Raw genomic sequence first — 17,470 nt, 5'->3', positions numbered from 1 at the left:
ACAGAGTGCCGATGCAAAGCCGTTGTTGCAATCGGTAATAGATAAATGGCGCCTGCAACTTTTTGCAAAAAAACGATCAGATGAGGGAGTTGATCGCGTAACATTTATAGCCCACAGCCAGACGCTGCGGGACTTTTCAGGGTTAAAGGTAAGGGTTATGAACATGAAGAATTTGGGTCTGCCGCTGGTTGCACTCACTTTTCTGGTATTGGCCGGTTGCTCCACGCAAACGGTAGTGACATTGCAAAATGGCACGCAGTATTTGACCAAGGACACGCCCAACGCCAAGACAGCCGACGGCTTCTATGAATTTACCGATATCGCCGGCAAGCGCATTCGCATCAAGGCCGATGATGTAGCCACGGTGCGCAAGGAAAACTAATCTTCGAATCAACACCGATCAAATGTGGGAGGGGGCAGGCCCCCTCCCACAGTTTTCAACCGCATTCCAACTTAAGCGATAACAATCCCCTCCCCCGACAGACTGCTCACGCCCACCAACGTCACCGAATCGGCGCCAAAACTGATCACCGTATCCCCGCCAACCACCTTGGTGTGATCGCGATAATCGGTACTGCCCTGCACATCGTTGAACACCAGCTTGTCTGTCGACTGATAGCCAATCACTCGATCATTACCAAACTGCCCACTGAACAAAAACGTGTTATGCCCGCTGCTGTCGCGGATCGTGTCATTACCCTTGCCGCCTTCGATAAAGTCCGCCCCCCTGCCGCCCTTGATCAGGTCGTCGCCGTCGCTGCCGATGATAAAGGTATTGCCCTTGTGCGCCTCGGCATTGCGGTTCAAGTCCTGCACCCAGGTGTTGGCCCGTGCCGGGTCGGAGAGGTTGGCGACGATCACCGTAGAGTCACGGGTCATCTGCTCGTAGAAGCCGGACTCAAGAATGCGCGTCATGCCGTCGCCATAACCGGTGGGCAAGTGCGAGACCCAGGTCGGCAGGTTGAGGATGGAAAACGGCAGCACGTTCCACAGTGCGGAAGCGTAGTGGTCGTTGAAGCTGACAATATTGTCGGTGCTCGATTCGTGGGGTTTGTCGTGTACGCCCAGGGACGACAGGTTGAATGAGGAACCGTCCAGCGCCCGGAATACCGGGTCGTTTTCGTAGCCGACGTTAAGCACCTTGTCGCCGGCGCTTTGGGTGGGCGACGCATAGGCTACGTAATTGGAATCGGTGTAGAACCCTGACCACTTGCTCCCGCTCAGATCCGCCATGCTGTTGACCGCAAGGCCGCCCAGGCTGTGGCCGCTGACCACCACATCCTTGCCGCTCAGGCCCTGGGCGCTGGCATAGTCAGCGACGTTGCCGAGCAAGTTGCCAAACGCCTCGCCAGCGTAATTTTTTGCATAGTCCTTGGGACCGAATGCAGCAAGCAGGTCACTGATCACATCCCCGATGGAATCGGTGATCAGGCTTTCCCGTGGCCCCGAGGTGCCACGAAAGCCGATGCCGATTTCCAGCAGTTTGCCGGCGTCATCGTATTTGCCCAGTACTTCCACTTGGGCGGTACCGTAGGCAGCCTTTTCGCCAAAGAAGGTGCCACGGGCATCGACCTTGCCGGTATAGCCCAGGGTGTTGGCGCTGATGGGGGTCCAACCGGCCTGTTGCACTGCGTCGAGGGCGGCTTTTTCTGAATCCGGGTTCCACGGGATCCCGGGAATCACGCCTTGGGCGTTGCCGCTGCCAATCAGCGCGCTCACCAGCGTGGCCGGCAGGCCAAGGCCCAAGCCGTTGTTCTGGTAACCCACGGCAAAGCCGTTATCCAGGTTGTGGTAGGAATACATCGTGATCGCCATCGCATCGGCGAACAACGTTTTGGAACCCTCGGTGCCGAGGTTTTTATAGTCAAAGATACCCATTGGTAGTGCCTCTCTGTTGTTGGATTTGTAGAGAAAGCCAAAACACCTGTTATCCGTTACCTACTGTAGGAGCGAGCTTCTGTGGCGAGGGAGCTTGCTCCCTCGCCACAACCAACTACACCTGACCTTTAGAACGCCCAGTCCAGGCTCAAGCCGACGCCGTGCACCTTATCTTTGCTGGCCAGCAGGCCGTTGTAGTCAAAGTTCACCCGCGCATCCTTGCTCAACGCCAGGCTGACCCGTGCCCCAACCAGTGCGGCATCCCGCACCATCGGCGCACTTTCGACCGCGAACGACGGGCCACCCGAGGCAAACGCCAGGTGTTGCTCGGAATCGGTGCTGCTCAGGTTGTGCTGCCAGCCCAGAGTGCCGGAGACTTCCAATTGCTGGTGGTCGTTGACGTTGAAGGTCTTCAAGGCGCGCACACCCAAGGTGCTCAACACCAGGTCGCGGCTGTCGTCGCCACTTTTCAGCGCAGCGGCATCGCCCTTCTCTTTGAAGCTGTCCGTGTCCAGGTGCACATAGGCCAGGTTGGCGAACGGCTCCAGGGCCAGCGGTTGCAGGTTGATGCGATACGCCGCTTCGGTGAACACCTGGGTGCTGTGCGCATCGACCTTGGCCTTTTGCTTGCCGGCGACATCGCCGTATTGCAGATCGCGCTTCACATCGGCGCGGTGCCAGCTGTAGGTCGCCCCACCGCTCAGGCGCCAGGCGCCGATTTCATGCCCGGCATAAGCACCGAAGTGGTAGCTGTCGACCGAGGCGCGGCTATGGGTGTCGCTGCCCATGTTCAGCGAGGTATCGCTGTAACCCGCGACCAGACCAATGCGCGTGGCGTCGTCGAGGGCACCGTCCACCCCGGCAAGCATCCCGCCGATGGAGGTGTTATAGCCAGCGGTGTCGCTGCGGCTGTCGGTCTTGCCCCAGGCGCCCAGGGCCTTGACCCATACGTTGCCACGGCTGTCGATGGCTTGGCTGGTTGCGCCCATCTCGCCATTGCGCAGGCGCTCGCCCACTGCTTCGCGTACATAACGGCTGTCATTGACCAATGCAGTTTGCAGCGCCGGATAGACTTCACCGCTCAGTTGCTGGAACGCGCCCTGGGCCGAAGCGGCCGTCGGTGCCAACAGCAAGCTTTCATACACGCCATTGCCCGCACCCAATTGCTCAGCGGCTGCGGCCACGGCGCGTTGGTTCGGTGTAGCAGCAACACTGGCGAAGCTGTTGGTGCGTGTCACGTCCAACTGCACACCGTTGGCCGCGTAATTCAAGGTGCCGCCGACAAACAGATAGTTGGGCAGTACAGCACCAAAACTGCCGGTGACACCGCCCGCCGCTTGCAGGATGTTGTACTGACGGCCGATCAGGCTTTGGGCCTGGGTTGCACTCAACAGTGTCGGGCTGTTTTCCAGGGCCAGGGTTACGGTGCCGCCATTGAGCGTGGCGGTACCCCCGGCGACGATACGGTCGCTGCTGGTAGGCGATAATTCCACAGCGTAGGTCGAGCCCGGGTTGAAGGTGACATTACCTGCCACGTTCAGGGTGCCAATGGAATTGCCCGGCGCCACGGCGCCGCCGCTATTTGCCGTCAGCGAGCCGATACGCCCCGAGCCACCGATTACGCCGGTCTGGCTGACGATGACATCGGAGGTGACCGAACCGTTGACCGCCAGCAAGCCCTGGTTGACCAGGGTCGGGCCGCTGTAGGTGTTGGCGCCGGCCAGCACCAGGGTGCCGATGCCCTGCTTGGTCAAGCCGCCATGGCCTGAAATGTTGTTGCTCCACACATCCAGCCCGCAGTGCACGTCGTTGCAAATGCGCTGGGTCGGTTTGCCCGCGTCCACCACCGCACCGACGCCCGGCAGGTCCGCGACGAACTGGCCGCTGCCATAGGCGCCCTCAATGCGGAACTCGGCAGGAATGTCCTCGGCGGTGATAAACATCCCCGGGCCGTTGACCGCCTTGCCCAGGTTGATCATGCCCCAGCCATACAGCGAGTCGATACCCGGCGCGCCGAGGTCAGTGGCCGTGGTCTTGAGCACCGTGGAGATCTGGTCGCCGCTCATGTACTCGAAGCGCTCCATCAGCACCGCTGCTGCACCCGCCACATGGGGGGCGGCCATGGAGGTGCCGTTTTTGTTGGCCCAGTCGGTGGTCAGGTTGTTCAGGTCGGTGCCGTTGATGATCGAGCTGTAGATCTTGGTACCGGGTGCCGACACGCAAAAACTCGCCGCATAGCCGCAACGTGAAGAGAAGGTGCTGATCACATACGGATCAGGGCTGGCGGTGTCCGGGTTCTGCTGCAATGCCGCCACCGACAGCCAGTTCGGCGCAATCTCCGGCACAAAATACGCCAGGCCGGAAATCGCGTCCGGGTTGTTGCGGTTGTAGTCGTTACCGGCGGCAAAGATGGTCAGCACACCACTGCGGGCCGCGTCGATGGCGCCTTGATAAGCACCACCTGCGATCGTGCCGAGGATCGGCCGGATCGTATTGAACTGCGCCTGGGCTTCATTCACGGTGAAATTGGGGAACGCCGGATCGCGGCCGCCCTTGGCGTACTGGTCACCGATGCCGATACCCCAGCTGTTGTTGATGATGCGTGCGCCGCTGGCAACCAACCCGTCCCAGCCGGCCTTGTAAACCGCGCCATCGTTGCCGAGGATAATCCCGTCTTCCGGGCCCGGGTCACCGTTTTCGGCGGTGAGGATTTGCGCATTGAACGCCACGCCATGCATCGGCCCGCCATCGCGGTTACCCGCAGCAATGCCGCCGACGTGGGTGCCGTGGTTACCCAGCTTGCCGTTGGAGTCCTTGGACGGCGTGCCGTCGTAGCGGAACGCATCACCGGCCTTCACCGGGATATACGGGTCGGTATATTGGCGAATGCCCTCGGTGACAATCGTCACCACCTTGTCGGGGCTGGCGAATTCCGGGTGCTGGGCATACACCGGCTGGTCAAAGATCCCCAGCTTGACGCCCTTGCCGGTGTAGCCGGCGGCATACGCGGTGTCGGCATGCACGGCGCCCAAGCCCCAGTCGGCCTTGAACTCGTTGCTGCGCCAACTGGCGGCATCACCCAGCTTGCCGGTTTCCACATAGGGTGCAGCCTGAGCGGTTCCCAGGCTTGCCAGGCAACACAGCAACGCGCCGTATGGCACGCAGCTCAGCGCCTTGAGCGGGTAGCCCGGGCCGGTGTGGATGGCGGTAGTTAACCCTGACTTGCGTTTTTTCACGGTGACCTTCCTTAGTTTTCTTATTGCACGTGTGTAAATCACTTTCTCCAGAACACCGCCGATTCAATGTGGGCGCTGGCTTGCCTGCTCCCACATTTTTTGTTCGCGGTGTCTTCAGAACTGCCAGTTCAGGCTCAAACCCACACCCTGGGTTTTCGCGCGGCCACCCAACTGGCCGTTGTAATCCAGGTTGACCCGCGTCGCGGCATTCAGCGCCAGGCTGGCTTGCAGCCCCACCAAAGCAGCGTCACGCAGCAACGGCGCACTGCGCACGGCGAATGAAGGCCCGCCTGCGACAAACTCCAAGTGCTCTTCGGATTCCACGGCGGTGAGGCTGTGTTGCCAGCCCAACGAACCGGAGAGTTCCAGTTGCTGGTGGTCATTGAGGGCCAGGGTTTTCAATGCCCGTACGCCAAGGGTGCTGAGCACCGCATCGCGGCGGTCACTGCCGCGTTCCAGGGCGGCGGCATCGCCTTTTTCGTGGAACGACTCGCTGTTCAGGTGCACATAGGCCAGGTTGGCGAACGGTTCCAAGGCCACCGCTTGCAGGCGGATGCGGTACGCTGCTTCGGTGAAGACTTGCGCTGTGGTCGCATCCAGCTTGGTTTTTTGCTTGCCGCTGACATCACCCCATTGCAGGTCGCGCTTCACATCCCCGCGATGCCAGCTGTAGGCACCGCCGACACTCAAGCGCCAGTCGCCCAGCTCGCGCCCGGCATACGCGCCGAAGTGGTAGCTGTCGATGGATGCCGATGAGTGCGTGCCGCTGCCCATATTCAAGGAGCTGTCGCTGTAACCGGCGACCACACCCACGCGGGTCTGCTCATCCAGTGCGCCATCCACGCCCGCCAGCAGGCCGCCGATGGAGGTGGTCGAACCGGCCGTTTCGCTGCGGCTGTCACTCTTGCCCCAGGCACCGAGCGCCTTGAACCACAGGTTGCTTTCGCCGCTCACTGGTACGTGGCGCAGGCGCTCGCCCACGGCATTGCGCAGTTGCAGGCTGTCGTTGATCAGCATCGCGCCGACGGCGGGGTAGATTTCACCGGACAGTTGCTGCAAACCCTGCTGGGCGGTGGCGACTGACTGCGACTGCAACAGGCTTTCATACACCGGGTTGCTAGCGCCCAATTGCTCGGCAGCCGCCGCCACGTTGCGCTGGTTACGGGTGGCGGCGACGCTGGCAAAACTCGCGTCGTTGCGCCCCACGTTCAGTTGCACAGCGTTGGCGGCATAGTCGAGGGTGCCACCGAGGAACAGGTAGTTGGGTAGCACTTGGCCAAACTGGCCCTGGATGCCGCCCGCGGCCTCAAGGATCGAGTATTGCCGGCCAATCAGGCTTTGGACCTGACTTTGACTGAGTAACGTGGGGCTGTTTTCCAGCGCCAAGGTGACGGTGCCGCCGCCCAGGACCGCCTTGCCGCCCGCGACAATACGGTCGCTGCTGGTGGGCGTCAGTTCCACTGCATAGGTCGAGCCCGCGCCGAGGTTCACATCTCCCGCTACCTGCAAGGTGCCCACGGAATTGCCCGGTGCCACGCGGCCGCCGTTGTTTACCGACAACGCGGCGATACGCCCGGAACCGCCAAGGGTGCCGCTGTCATTCACGGTGACTGCCGAGGTCAGCGAACCGTTCACCGCGAGCAGGCCGCCATTGACGATAGTGGCGCCCCGATAGGTGCTGTCACCGCTGAGGACCAGGCTGCCGGCGCCAGATTTGATCAGGCTGCCTTCATACACACGGTTCGCCGCTGCCTGGTCGCGGGCGTTGCCGATGGCGTAGTCGGTCTGGTCCTGCTGGCTGGCGGTGGCGCTCACGCCGTTCTGCCAGCCCTTGTCGATCAGGGTTTGCTGCCAGGCGCTGTGCTCGGCGCGGTCCTCGGCCTGGCGCGCAAGCAAGGCCTGGTCGGAGATACCGTTGCTCCACACATCACCCTGCCCGGCTGCCAGGTTCACATCCATGGCTCCCAGCAGTTGACCCGGGCCGTGCATCGCCCTGCCGAGGTCCGGCACGCCCCAACCGACGATTGCGTTGGGCGCCTGGGTGATCGAACCGTCAAGCTGCGTGGCAGTGGTCAGCAACACCTGCAACGCTTGCTCGTTGGTCATATAGGGATAGCGCTCCATCACCAGCGCCAACGCCCCGGTGGCATGGGGTGCCGACATCGAGGTGCCGGATTTGACCCCATAACCACCGTCGGGAATAGTGCTGTTGATCAGCGCGCCGGGCGTGGAAATGCACCAGTATTTGGCGATACCGCACTTGTTGTATTTCTGGTTATTAGCCTTATCCAGCCCCGACACTGCCAGCCAGTGGCCTTCCAGTTCCGGCTGAAAATACGGCAAGGCCGAGCGCACGCTGGCATTGGCATAGCCGCTGTTGCCGGCGCTGAACACGTTGATCACCCCGGCCTTGGCCACATCCGCCGCGGCGTCCAGCCAGGTGCCACGGTTGTAGTGCTGGGCATAGGCGGCGTGCAGGTCACCGAGGGTCTGGTAGCTGACATCCTTGGGCTGGCTGCCCCAACTGTTGTTGATGGCGCGCACGCCGGAATCCACCATCGCGGTGTATACCGTCTTGAAGTACTTGGGGTCTGGCGTCGGGCCGAACAGGAAGCTGTCGTTGGCGTTGGTGTTGCCCACATAGACTTGCGCGTTGTACGCCACGCCGTGCATGCCCACGCCGTCGCGGGCGGCGCCCATGGTGCCGGTGACATGAGTACCGTGGGAATCGTTGTTGGGGTTGAGCGCGCCCGTGGTGCTGAACGCGCTGCCGTCGACATAGGTGCCGGTGGCGGTCACCGCATGAAAGCGGTCTTTGGAGGCTTCGGGGTGATTGGCATCGAAGCCCGAGTCCAGCGCGCCGATTTTCACGCCTTGGCCACTGATCCCGGCGGCGTAGGCTTCATCGGCCTTCATACGGCCCAGGCCCCAATCGCTTTGGTATTCGGCCGAACGCCAACTGGCCGGGTTACCCGCTTGGCCGGTCTCGGTGTATTGCGCCTGTGCCGCAACGGACAACAACAGCAATGAACCTGCGGTGAAGGGTTTGAAACGCGGTGAATCAGTGATCATCTGCACACTCCTGATTATTGTTATTCCCCTTATAGGAGCGAACTCCTACAGGTTTTTATCCGGGCCGAAGGCCTCGTCTACCTTGGCCAGGTCGGTGTCGCGCAAGTTGCCCGCGTAGTAGTGCAATTTGGTCCAGGCCATCAGGTAGTCGTACCGCGCCTGGGCCAGGTCGCGGCGAGTGCTGTAGAGCTGCTGCTCGGCATTCAGCGCATCAAGGTTGACCCGCTCGCCACCAAGGATGCTCTGCTTGGTCGACACCACCAGCGCCTCGGCGGATACCAATGCCTTCTGGTAGGCACGCAGCTTGCTCACGCCCGACAGACATGCACTGAACTGGCGGCGCAGCTCGATCAGGGTTTCGCGGGTCTTGCCTTCCAGCTCGTACTCGGCCTGCTCCATTGCGCGGCTGGCCTGGCGGGTGGAGGCCGAAATGCCGCCACCGGCATACAGCGGCATGCTCACTTCGACGCCAATAGTGTTGGTGTCGTAGCGCTGGTTGTAGGTGTTGCCGCTGTCGGACTCCTGTTTGCGCGACGTGGCATACGCGGTGATTCGCGGCAAATGCCCGGCACGATTGCGTTCCACTTCATAGCGCGCCACTTCCAGCGACTGACGCTGTGAAGCCAGCACCGGGTTGTTGGTGAGCGCCAGCTCATGCCAGGTGTCGTAATTGGCCGGGGTCAGGGTGAACGCGGCAAAGCTCTGGTTCAGCGGCGCCAGGTCGTTGATGTTGACGCTTTGCACGCCGATCAACGCGCCCAGCTCCCTGAGTGACGCATCCTGCTCATCCAGGGCCTGGATCTCTTCGGCAGTGGCCAGCTCGTAGCGCGACTCGGCTTCAAGGATGTCGGTGCGCGTGCCCTCACCTGCCTTGAACAAGTGCTCGTTCTGCTGGAATTGCTGCTCGAAGGCCTTTTTCTTTGCCCGGGCGATGTCGATCTGATCCTGGGCAAACAGCGCCTGGGTGTAATAGCTCAACACCCGCACCAGCAGCGCCTGGCTCTTGTCGCGAAAGCTTTCATCGGCAAACAGCGCCTGGGCCACGCCCTTGCGGTAGTTGGCATAGGCTTCGTAATCGAACAACGGTTGTTGCAGGCTGAAGGTGGAGCCGTAGCTGTTGTAGTTGCGGTCGTCTCTATAGCTGCCGCCGCGCCCGTCGGGCAGATGCGCCTCGGAGTTGTTGCGGCCCTTGTTGTAGTTGTAGGACAGCCTCGGCAGCAGCCCGGCGCGGCCGATGGTGCGGTTTTCCAGGCCGGCGTCGCGCTCCTTGATCGCGCCGAGGAACACCGGATCGTTGCGCAGCGCCTGCTCATAAACATCGAACGGGCCCATGGCGGCCTGGGCACTGCCACACACCAGCAATAGCGAAATGAACACTGGCTTCATGCTCATTCCTCAGTCAACGCGGAGCCGGCGCGATCCAGCAGCGGCTTGAACAGGTAATTGAGCAATGACCGCTCGCCGGTACGCACGAACATCTCGGCAGGCATACCGGGCTTGATCACCAAACCGTGGAGTTTTTCCATCGCCGCGTCGCTGACGCTGGTGCGCAGCACGTAATACGGCGCGCCGGTTTTTTCATCGAGCATCTGGTCGGCGGAAATCAGGCTGACTTCGCCCGGCACCCGTGGCGTGCGGCTCTGGTTGAAGGCGGTGAAGAGGATATCGACGGGCAAGTGCGTGCCGACCTTGTCCACCAGATGCACCGGTAGATGCCCTTCCACTTCCAGGCGCGTGCCCTGGGGCACGATTTCCAACAGAGTTTCCCCGGCGCGCACCACGGCGCCTTCGGTGTGCACGCTGAGGTTGACGGCGATGCCATCGGCCGGCGCGTTGATTTCGCTGTGTTGCAGGTTGAACCCCGCAGACGTGAGTTGCTGCTCCAGGGTCAGGCTGCGCAATTGCGCGTCGGCCAATTGGCTGCGCACCTCTTTTTGATACTCCTCGCTGTGCTGCTGCAATTTGAGCCGCGACTCGACAATGCCCTGCTCTATCCGGCCGCTTTCACCGGCGTTTTGCGCCAGGTCCTGCTGCACCTGAGACAACTGGCGCTGGTAGTCCATCAGCCGGTTGCGCGGGATGTAGCCGTTGTCGGCCAAGGGTTGCAGATTGCTCAGTTGCGCGCGCAGGGATTGGGCCTGGGCGGTCAAGTCACTGCGGGCACGGCGCATACCGCTCAACTGTGAGGTAGCGCCTTCGATGCTGGCGCGAATCCCGGCTTGTTCACGGGCGAAGGCGTCGCGGCGGCTGCTGAACAGCTGGCGCTGGCCTTCCAGCACCAACGCCAGGGCTGGATCAGGGTTGGCGCTCAGCTCGGTGGGAAAGGTAATGCTCGGCAGATTGTCGCGCTCGCTCTGCCAACGCGCCACACTGGCCCAGGCCATGCGGTACTGCGCTTGCAGGGATTGTACGTCGGCCTGGTTCTGGGTCTGGTCGAGACGAAACAGCGGCTGGCCCTGCTTGACCAGTTCGCCCTCCTTGACCAGGATGCGGCTGACCACACCGGGGCTGAAGGTTTGCACGGCCTTGCGCTTGCCCGACACCACCACGGTGCCTTGCACCGGGATGCCCTGATCCAACGGTGCCAGGCTGGCCCAAAGGAAAAAACCACCGGCACCGACGACCGTCATCAGCCAGCCCATACGCACGAAGAAGCGGGCATCGCGCTCTTTGAAACGAGGTTCTACCGTAATACTGCTCATGCGCCTGGGTTCCTTGCGGCCGGGTACTGACGACTGAAACTGACACCGGTTTTCTCTTTCGGCGCTTCCTGCTGTTGCCCGGACAACGCCCGCAGCACTTCCTGGCTGGGCCCGAACGCTTGCAGATGGCCGTCGCCAAGCACCAGCAATTTGTCGGCATGGGCCAATGCCGAGGAGCGATGCGTCACCAGCACGACGCTGCTGCCTTGGGCTTTCATCTGCACGATGGCGCTGGCCAACGCCGCTTCGCCGACCGTATCAAGGTTGGAGTTGGGCTCATCCAGCACAATCAGGCGCGGCCCGCCGTACAGGGCGCGGGCCAGGGCCACGCGTTGTTTCTGGCCACCGGACAGGCCGCCGCCGTTATCGCCCAGCACCGTGTCGTAGCCTTGGGGCAGGCGCAGGATCAGCTCATGCACACCGGCCTGTTGCGCGGCCTGGACCACCAGCTCCGGGTCGGCCTCGCGAAAGCGTGCGATGTTGTCGGCGATGCTGCCGCTGAACAGCTCGATGTCCTGGGGCAAATAGCCGATGTGCGGGCCGAGGTCGTCGCGGTCCCAACGGTGAATGTCCGCGCCGTCCAGCCGCACGGTGCCGGCCAGGGTCGGCCACACGCCCACCAGCACGCGGGCCAGGGTGGACTTGCCGGAGCCCGACGCGCCCAGCACACCCAGCACTTCACCGGCCGCCAGGTTGAAGCTGACTTGATGCAAGGTCGCCATGTGCCGCCCCGGTGGGCCAGCACTGACCTGTTCGAAACTGACCTGGCCCTTGGGCGCCGGCAAGGCCATTTGCTCGCCCTCTGGCGGGAATTCACGCAGCAGCCCATCAAGGCGCTGGTAAGCCAGCTTGGCCGAACTCCATTGCTTCCACACCGCGATCAGCTGGTCGATGGGGCTGAGTACGCGGCCCATCAGGATGGAGCCTGCGATCATCATCCCGGCGGTCATCTGGCCCTTGATCACCAGGTAGGCGCCCAGCCCCAATACCAAAGATTGCAGGCACAGGCGCAGGGATTTGCTCAGAGAGGTAATGACCGACCCGGTATCGCTGGCGGTGTTCTGGAAGCCCAAAAACTGCGAATGCACGTCGAACCAGCGTTTGCGCAACGCACCGAGCATACCCATCGCCTGGATCGTCTCGGCGTTGTGCAGGTGGCTGGTGGCCAACTGGGTCGACTGCTGGGAAAACACACCCGCCTCGCCCAATGGTTTTTTGGTCAGGTATTCATTCAGGCAAGCCAGGGCAATCAGCAATACCGCGCCAGCCGTGGCCAGCACGCCGAGCCACACGTTGAAGAGGAAAATCACGAATAGGTAGATCGGGAACCATGGCGCATCAAAGAACGCGAACAACGCAGGCCCGGTGATGAATTGACGCAGCGCGGTCAGGTCGCCCAGGGATTGCCCGGCATGACCCTGGCCGCGTTGCAGGTTGCGTTCGAATGCGGCCTTGTACACGCGCAGATTGAAACGCCGCTCCAACTGGCTGCCAATGCGAATCACGATAAAGCTGCGGATAACCTCAAGCAGGCCAATAAACGCAAAGAAGCCCACGACCATCAGCGTCAACATCACCAGGGTGGTTTCATTCTGGGAGGACAACACACGGTCATACACTTGCAACATGTAAATCGACGGCACCAGCATCAGCAGGTTAATCAATGCCGTGAAACAGCCAACGCTGATCAAAATACTCTTGTATTCACCCAGCGCCCTGAATAAGGGCGCAACCCCTTGGGACTTCGCCATATTGTTTTATCTTCCTGGAGCGCACTGCACGTAATAGTCGCCCTGCCGATGAAGCGCATGGCCAACTACTAAATCGAGTTATATGCTTATAACTTTTAACTAAGGCATTCGTTTCAGCTCGACAACTTGCCCGGTTTTAGTGCGGGCTTGATATTCGCCTTCTTTCTGGCGATTCAAATGCGTGATCCCTGAGCCTTCGGCGTTAAACAGCCAAATGCCGTCCGGCGTTGGCGACCACGTCTGTGGCTTGTCGCCCAGCCATTGCTCCACACAAGCGATATCGCCTCCCAGGGCATTGGCCTGTTCCAATAAATCCAGCGCGCATACCTGGTCCTGCTGCTTCAATTGCCAATGCCCGGCCAACTGGGCGGAGGTCGGTAATACAAGACTGCTAGCCATTGCGTGGGCTCCTGCCAAAACGAACAACACCTGCGAAGCACAGGCGATCAAATGAGAAAAACGTGGCATATAAAGCTCCATCCTGGAGCGCGGCGCCGAGGCGCCGCGCCGTGCATCAGGCCACGATGTCGCTGACGGCTGCCTGGCCAACGGTGGTGACGAGGAAATCCGCCACGCCGTGCCCGGAGAAGTCCACGGCCAAGGTGCCCAGGTTAGTACCCGAGGCATAGCTCAGCACAGCATCGCCGGCATGGCCGGTGAACGCATTGACGAAGCTCAAGCCCGCACCCTTGGTGATGCCCGACAGATCGATCTTGTCGGAACCGGAGGTGAAGTCAAAGATCTTGTCCGCAGCCCCTGGCTTAGAATCGGAACTGGCACCGTACACGAAGGTATCGCTGCCGGCCCCGCCCCACAGTTGGTCCGCACCGCCGCCGCCGTAGATGAGGTCGTTGCCGGCCCCGCCCTTGATGGTGTTGGCGACTTGGTTACCAATGATCAGGTCGTTGCCCGAACCGCCGAATGCGTTCTCGATGGTGACGCCCTTGGCGATCGACACGTTGCCGACCAGGCCGCCAACATCGGAGAACGAGGTGGCAGTGAGGTTGATCTTCTGGTTTTGAGTGAAGCCAGAGAAGTCCAGGGTGTCGTTGCCGCCACCGTCCCACACCGAGAACACCAGCTTGTCGGCGTTGGATGTGGCGCTGAGGAAATCACGCCCGGTGTTGGAGTTGAACCCGTAGGTGGTGTCGCCGGCGCGGGTGTTGAGGTTGGCACCGTAGAGCTTCTGGATCGCGGCGATGTCGTCGATCAGCGGGCCGGAAGCGTAAGCCTCGACGCCACCTTTGCTGAAGTTCTGGTTGGTGTTGCTCTCGCTCCAGTAACTCATGAGGCTATAGCCACGCGTGTCCTGTCCATAGGTCGCGTCGTTATAGGTCGGGTTGCCGTTCCCGGCGTTGTAGTCGCCAGGGTGAGCCAGGCCCAGGGTGTGGCCGATTTCGTGGGTCAGGGTCTGCCGACCATAGTTGTTCAGGTCCGGAGTCTTGTTCGGCGTGTAGCTGTTGTTGGTCAGGTACCACGAGGTGCCATCGTAGCCCGCACCGGTGCCGGGCAGGTAAGCGAAGGCCGCGGCGCCGTCCTGGCCGCTGCTGTAGTTGCCGAAGGTCATGTGACCGTCACCGCCGGAAGCCTTTTCGGTAAAGGTTACGTTGGCGACATCCGACCAGGATTGCATGGCCAGTGCGGCCTGTGCTTTCTGCTGGGCGTTGAACTGGCTGAACCCTGAGATGCCATGTTTGTTCATGGTGCTCTGGGTAGCCGAGGTGAGGAAGGTGTAGGTCAGATCGATCTTGCCGTTGCCATCAAAGTCCCGATACGCGGCGCCATCCCGCAGCAGCTGGGTCGCTGCCTGGTCCACGGTGTAGGACGGTTTGCCATTGACTGTGAGGTTACCGCCACGGTCATACAAATGGCTGAAGCTATCGATTTGCGAGTAAGCAGTGCTGGCTTGCGCGGCAGATACAATAGCTTTGTCTTTTACTTTTGACATAAACGTACTTCCTTGTTTGCAAGTGCATCAGTCTTTGTTCGATAGGAACCTCGCGGGCGAGGATAGTCCTATCACTCACCTCTTTTGAAGGCGTAAGAAAACTGACACAACTTGAAATCTTTCGTCTACATCTATTTCCACAGCAAAAATGTGACACAGGTACAACTTGAGGAAGTCGCACGCAGTGTTTACTGGGAACGCTTGCTTTTACCCGCCGAATTCGAGCGCCGCATTATTTAAATATTAAATAGCAGTAAAGCCGCTCTAAGTTGAGCGGCGCACTTGAGTAATGGATCCAATATATTGTCACGGTGTCATTAGCGGCATTAAATAGCCACTACTTGCACTATTAAAGTGCAGTGTCCCCTATTGCCGGGGCACACTCCAGCCACACTTGTGCAATGCTGCCAAGAGGGTCTCGCCGGCCAGGCCAGGCACCTGGACACCCGCCTGTGTGGTCATGTCTTCCCCTGCCAGCATCGCGTTGATGATTGCTTCTTCCACTGCCTCCGCCGCCGCGCTGAACAGTGGAGAAATATGATCGTTATTGACCATATGCAACGCGGTACGCAGCGGCAGGTCCTTGCGCCCGTAGTCCGCCTGCGGCAAATCCTGATTACCGGTGGCAAAGGCCAGAAACAAGTCACCGCTGGAATCCTCGGTGCCGCCACCGGTGCGTGCGATACCGATGGACGCCCGCTGCGCCAGGCGTTGGCACTGATGGGGCAGCAACGGCGCGTCGGTGGCGATAATCACCACGATGGACCCCATGCCGGGCGTGCCCTGCTCGGCAAAGGGCGAAGTGATGTCCATCAAATGTCGGCCCACCGGGTAGCCATCGACCCGCAGCTCCTGGCGCTTGCCATGGTTGGCCTGCACCAATACGCCGACGGTCCAGCCGCCCTGCTCCGCCGACAAGCGCCGGGATGCGCTGCCGATGCCGCCTTTGAACTCATGGCAGATCATCCCGGTGCCGCCGCCCACGGCGCCTTCCTGCACCGGGCCGGTTTCGGCATGGTCGAGTGCCTGGCGCACATGCTCAGGTTGCACATGCTGGCCCCAGATATCGTTGAGCAGGCCGTCATAGGTTTCCATGACCACCGGCATGCACCAGTACACCGCGGGGTCTTGCAGGCGTTCGCGCTCCAGGGCGATCAAGGTGTCACGCACGATCCCGACGCTGTGGGTGTTGGTGATGGCCATCGGCGTGGTCAACAATCCGGCCTCGTTGATCCACTCAAGGCCGGTGGCATCACCATTGCCGTTCAGCACGTGGTACCCGGCAAAACAGGGTTGATGCCGGGCCTCACCGGCGCGCGGCTGGACCACCGTCACGCCGGTACGCACCTGCTTGCCGTCGATACGCGTCTTGAGCGTGGTGTGGCCGACGCGAACCCCGGGAACATCGGTGATGGCATTCAATTCGCCAGGCGTGCCCAGCCCCAGCGTGATACCCAATTGACGTGCGCGCATACCCACTCCTTACAATTTCTGAAAGACCGGACTCGACCGGCCACTGATGCAATACAAAATCACCGACAGCGCCAGCAAGCCGATAATGACCATGATGTCGCGCATCGACGCCTCAAGGATCAAGATCACTAACAGATACCCCGCGCCGAGCACCGCCAGCACGGCCGGCAACGGCCACAATGGCATGCGATAGGGATGTTCGCGATCACGCAGCAGCACCCGGCTCATCAGCGCGCTCAGCGCCACCACCAGGTACACCAGCATGATCAGCAACACGCTGAACGACGTCAGATCCGCCAGGTTCGAGCTGAAACTCAACAGCGCCGAAGGAATCGCCAGGAACAACGTAGCCAGCCACGGCGAATCCCAGCGCGGATGAATCCGCGTGAACAGCTTGTTGATACTCGGCGTCCACAGTGCATCGCGTCCGCTGCTGAACACCACCCGGCCGATCTGGATGACAATGGCCACAATTGCGTTGAACACCGACAGGAAAATCCCGGCACTGACCAACCGCGACAGGGTTTCATTACCGTGACTGGTCAATAGATAGCCAATGGGGTCGGGGCTGCTGATCATCTCACTCAGGGACGGCGCGCCGATCAAGAGTGCGGTGATTGGCACAAGTTCGATCACCACCACCAACCCCAGGGACCACAGCACCGCCTTGTGTACCCCCTTGCCGCCGCATTTCATGTCTTCGGCCAGCAACACTGCCGGGCCGTAGCCATTGAATGAGAACAGGCCAATACCGACGGCACCGATCACCAGGGCCCAGGGCGCGAGGTGCAACACGCCGTTTTCGACGATCTGCGGCTGGAACAATACGCTGGCCGGCTGCACCGGGTTGCCGAAGCCGATCACCACAATCACCAGCAACGCTGCCACTTCCAACAGCAGGCAGGTGCCGGTAATCCAGGCATTGAGCTTGATATTGAGAATGCCCAGGGCGTAGCTGCACACCACGATCACCAGGGCGACAGTTTGGGAGTCGAAGTTCGTGCCCAAGGCATTATTCAGATAAGTCGCCGCACCAGTCGCCAATACCGGCGGGATAAACAGCAACATCACCAGCACTGTCAGGAACGTGGCGTAGCCGGCCATGCCACCAAACACGCGCTTGGCATACACATACTCGCCACCGGCACTGTTATGGGCGCGTCCGAGTTCGGCGTAACAGAAGGCGAACATCAACGCCAGCAGCCCGGCCATCACAAACGCCAGGAACACACCGCTGCCCGCTTGCTGAATGGCGAACGGGGCGATCACAAATACGGAACTGGCCGGCGTCACCGCAGAAACGGTGATAGCCACTACATCAAAGACGCTCAAGGTGGGCTTGAGCACGCCATCGGGCGTGGGGGTAGCGCTCATATCGTTATCCTCTGTCGTTGTTTTTGGTGTGAGGCA

The 17,470-nt window shown here is 60.9% G+C and carries 11 protein-coding genes; 1 reads left to right on the top strand and 10 read right to left on the bottom strand.

Going from position 1 to position 17,470, the window contains the following annotated elements; all coding sequences use genetic code 11:
• Positions 1–157 precede the first annotated feature (157 nt).
• Positions 158–382 carry a YgdI/YgdR family lipoprotein gene (locus tag JH25_RS26360; protein WP_005788446.1) on the top strand — a complete coding sequence of 75 codons (225 nt, stop codon included), beginning with the start codon at positions 158–160 and terminating at the stop codon, positions 380–382.
• Between the two features lie 71 nt (positions 383–453).
• Here the strand turns inward: JH25_RS26360 and JH25_RS26365 are convergent, their stop codons facing one another.
• From JH25_RS26365 to JH25_RS26410, 10 genes are all read right to left on the bottom strand, one after another.
• A complete protein-coding gene (locus tag JH25_RS26365) occupies positions 454–1,878 on the bottom strand; it encodes a polyurethane esterase (RefSeq protein WP_032875263.1) in 1,425 nt (474 codons plus the stop codon).
• A 128-nt stretch (positions 1,879–2,006) separates the two neighbouring features.
• The gene (locus tag JH25_RS26370; RefSeq protein WP_032875262.1) at positions 2,007–5,114 is read right to left on the bottom strand and encodes an autotransporter outer membrane beta-barrel domain-containing protein; all 3,108 of its coding nucleotides are present in this window, start codon (positions 5,112–5,114) and stop codon (positions 2,007–2,009) included.
• A gap of 114 nt (positions 5,115–5,228) precedes the next feature.
• On the bottom strand, positions 5,229–8,186 hold the full coding sequence (eprS, locus tag JH25_RS26375) for an autotransporter serine peptidase EprS (protein WP_032875260.1): 2,958 nt from the start codon (positions 8,184–8,186) through the stop codon (positions 5,229–5,231).
• Positions 8,187–8,231: 45 nt separating this feature from the next.
• Positions 8,232–9,572: a TolC family outer membrane protein gene (locus JH25_RS26380; RefSeq protein ID WP_005788450.1), complete on the bottom strand. Its 1,341-nt coding sequence runs from the start codon at positions 9,570–9,572 to the stop codon at positions 8,232–8,234.
• A 2-nt stretch (positions 9,573–9,574) separates the two neighbouring features.
• A complete protein-coding gene (locus tag JH25_RS26385; RefSeq protein WP_005788451.1) occupies positions 9,575–10,888 on the bottom strand; it encodes an HlyD family type I secretion periplasmic adaptor subunit in 1,314 nt (437 codons plus the stop codon).
• The gene (locus tag JH25_RS26390; protein WP_032875257.1) at positions 10,885–12,639 is read right to left on the bottom strand and encodes a type I secretion system permease/ATPase; all 1,755 of its coding nucleotides are present in this window, start codon (positions 12,637–12,639) and stop codon (positions 10,885–10,887) included. The genes JH25_RS26385 and JH25_RS26390 overlap by 4 nt, the downstream gene beginning before the upstream one ends.
• A 99-nt stretch (positions 12,640–12,738) precedes the next feature.
• A complete protein-coding gene (locus tag JH25_RS26395; protein WP_032875255.1) occupies positions 12,739–13,107 on the bottom strand; it encodes an AprI/Inh family metalloprotease inhibitor in 369 nt (122 codons plus the stop codon).
• Between the two features lie 46 nt (positions 13,108–13,153).
• Positions 13,154–14,587: a serralysin family metalloprotease gene (locus tag JH25_RS26400; protein ID WP_005788454.1), complete on the bottom strand. Its 1,434-nt coding sequence runs from the start codon at positions 14,585–14,587 to the stop codon at positions 13,154–13,156.
• A 366-nt stretch (positions 14,588–14,953) separates the two neighbouring features.
• Positions 14,954–16,060: a DmpA family aminopeptidase gene (locus tag JH25_RS26405; RefSeq protein WP_032875253.1), complete on the bottom strand. Its 1,107-nt coding sequence runs from the start codon at positions 16,058–16,060 to the stop codon at positions 14,954–14,956.
• Between the two features lie 9 nt (positions 16,061–16,069).
• Complete coding sequence (locus JH25_RS26410; RefSeq protein ID WP_032875251.1) at positions 16,070–17,434, bottom strand: APC family permease; 1,365 nt, start codon at positions 17,432–17,434, stop codon at positions 16,070–16,072.
• Between the last annotated feature and the right edge of the window lie 36 nt (positions 17,435–17,470).

It is taken from the genome of Pseudomonas sp. BRG-100, assembly GCF_000737955.1.
Taxonomy (GTDB): Bacteria; Pseudomonadota; Gammaproteobacteria; order Pseudomonadales; family Pseudomonadaceae; genus Aquipseudomonas; species Aquipseudomonas synxantha_A.
The sequence above is the reverse complement of the archived record's forward strand: the minus strand, read 5'-3'. Positions and strand labels throughout refer to the sequence as shown.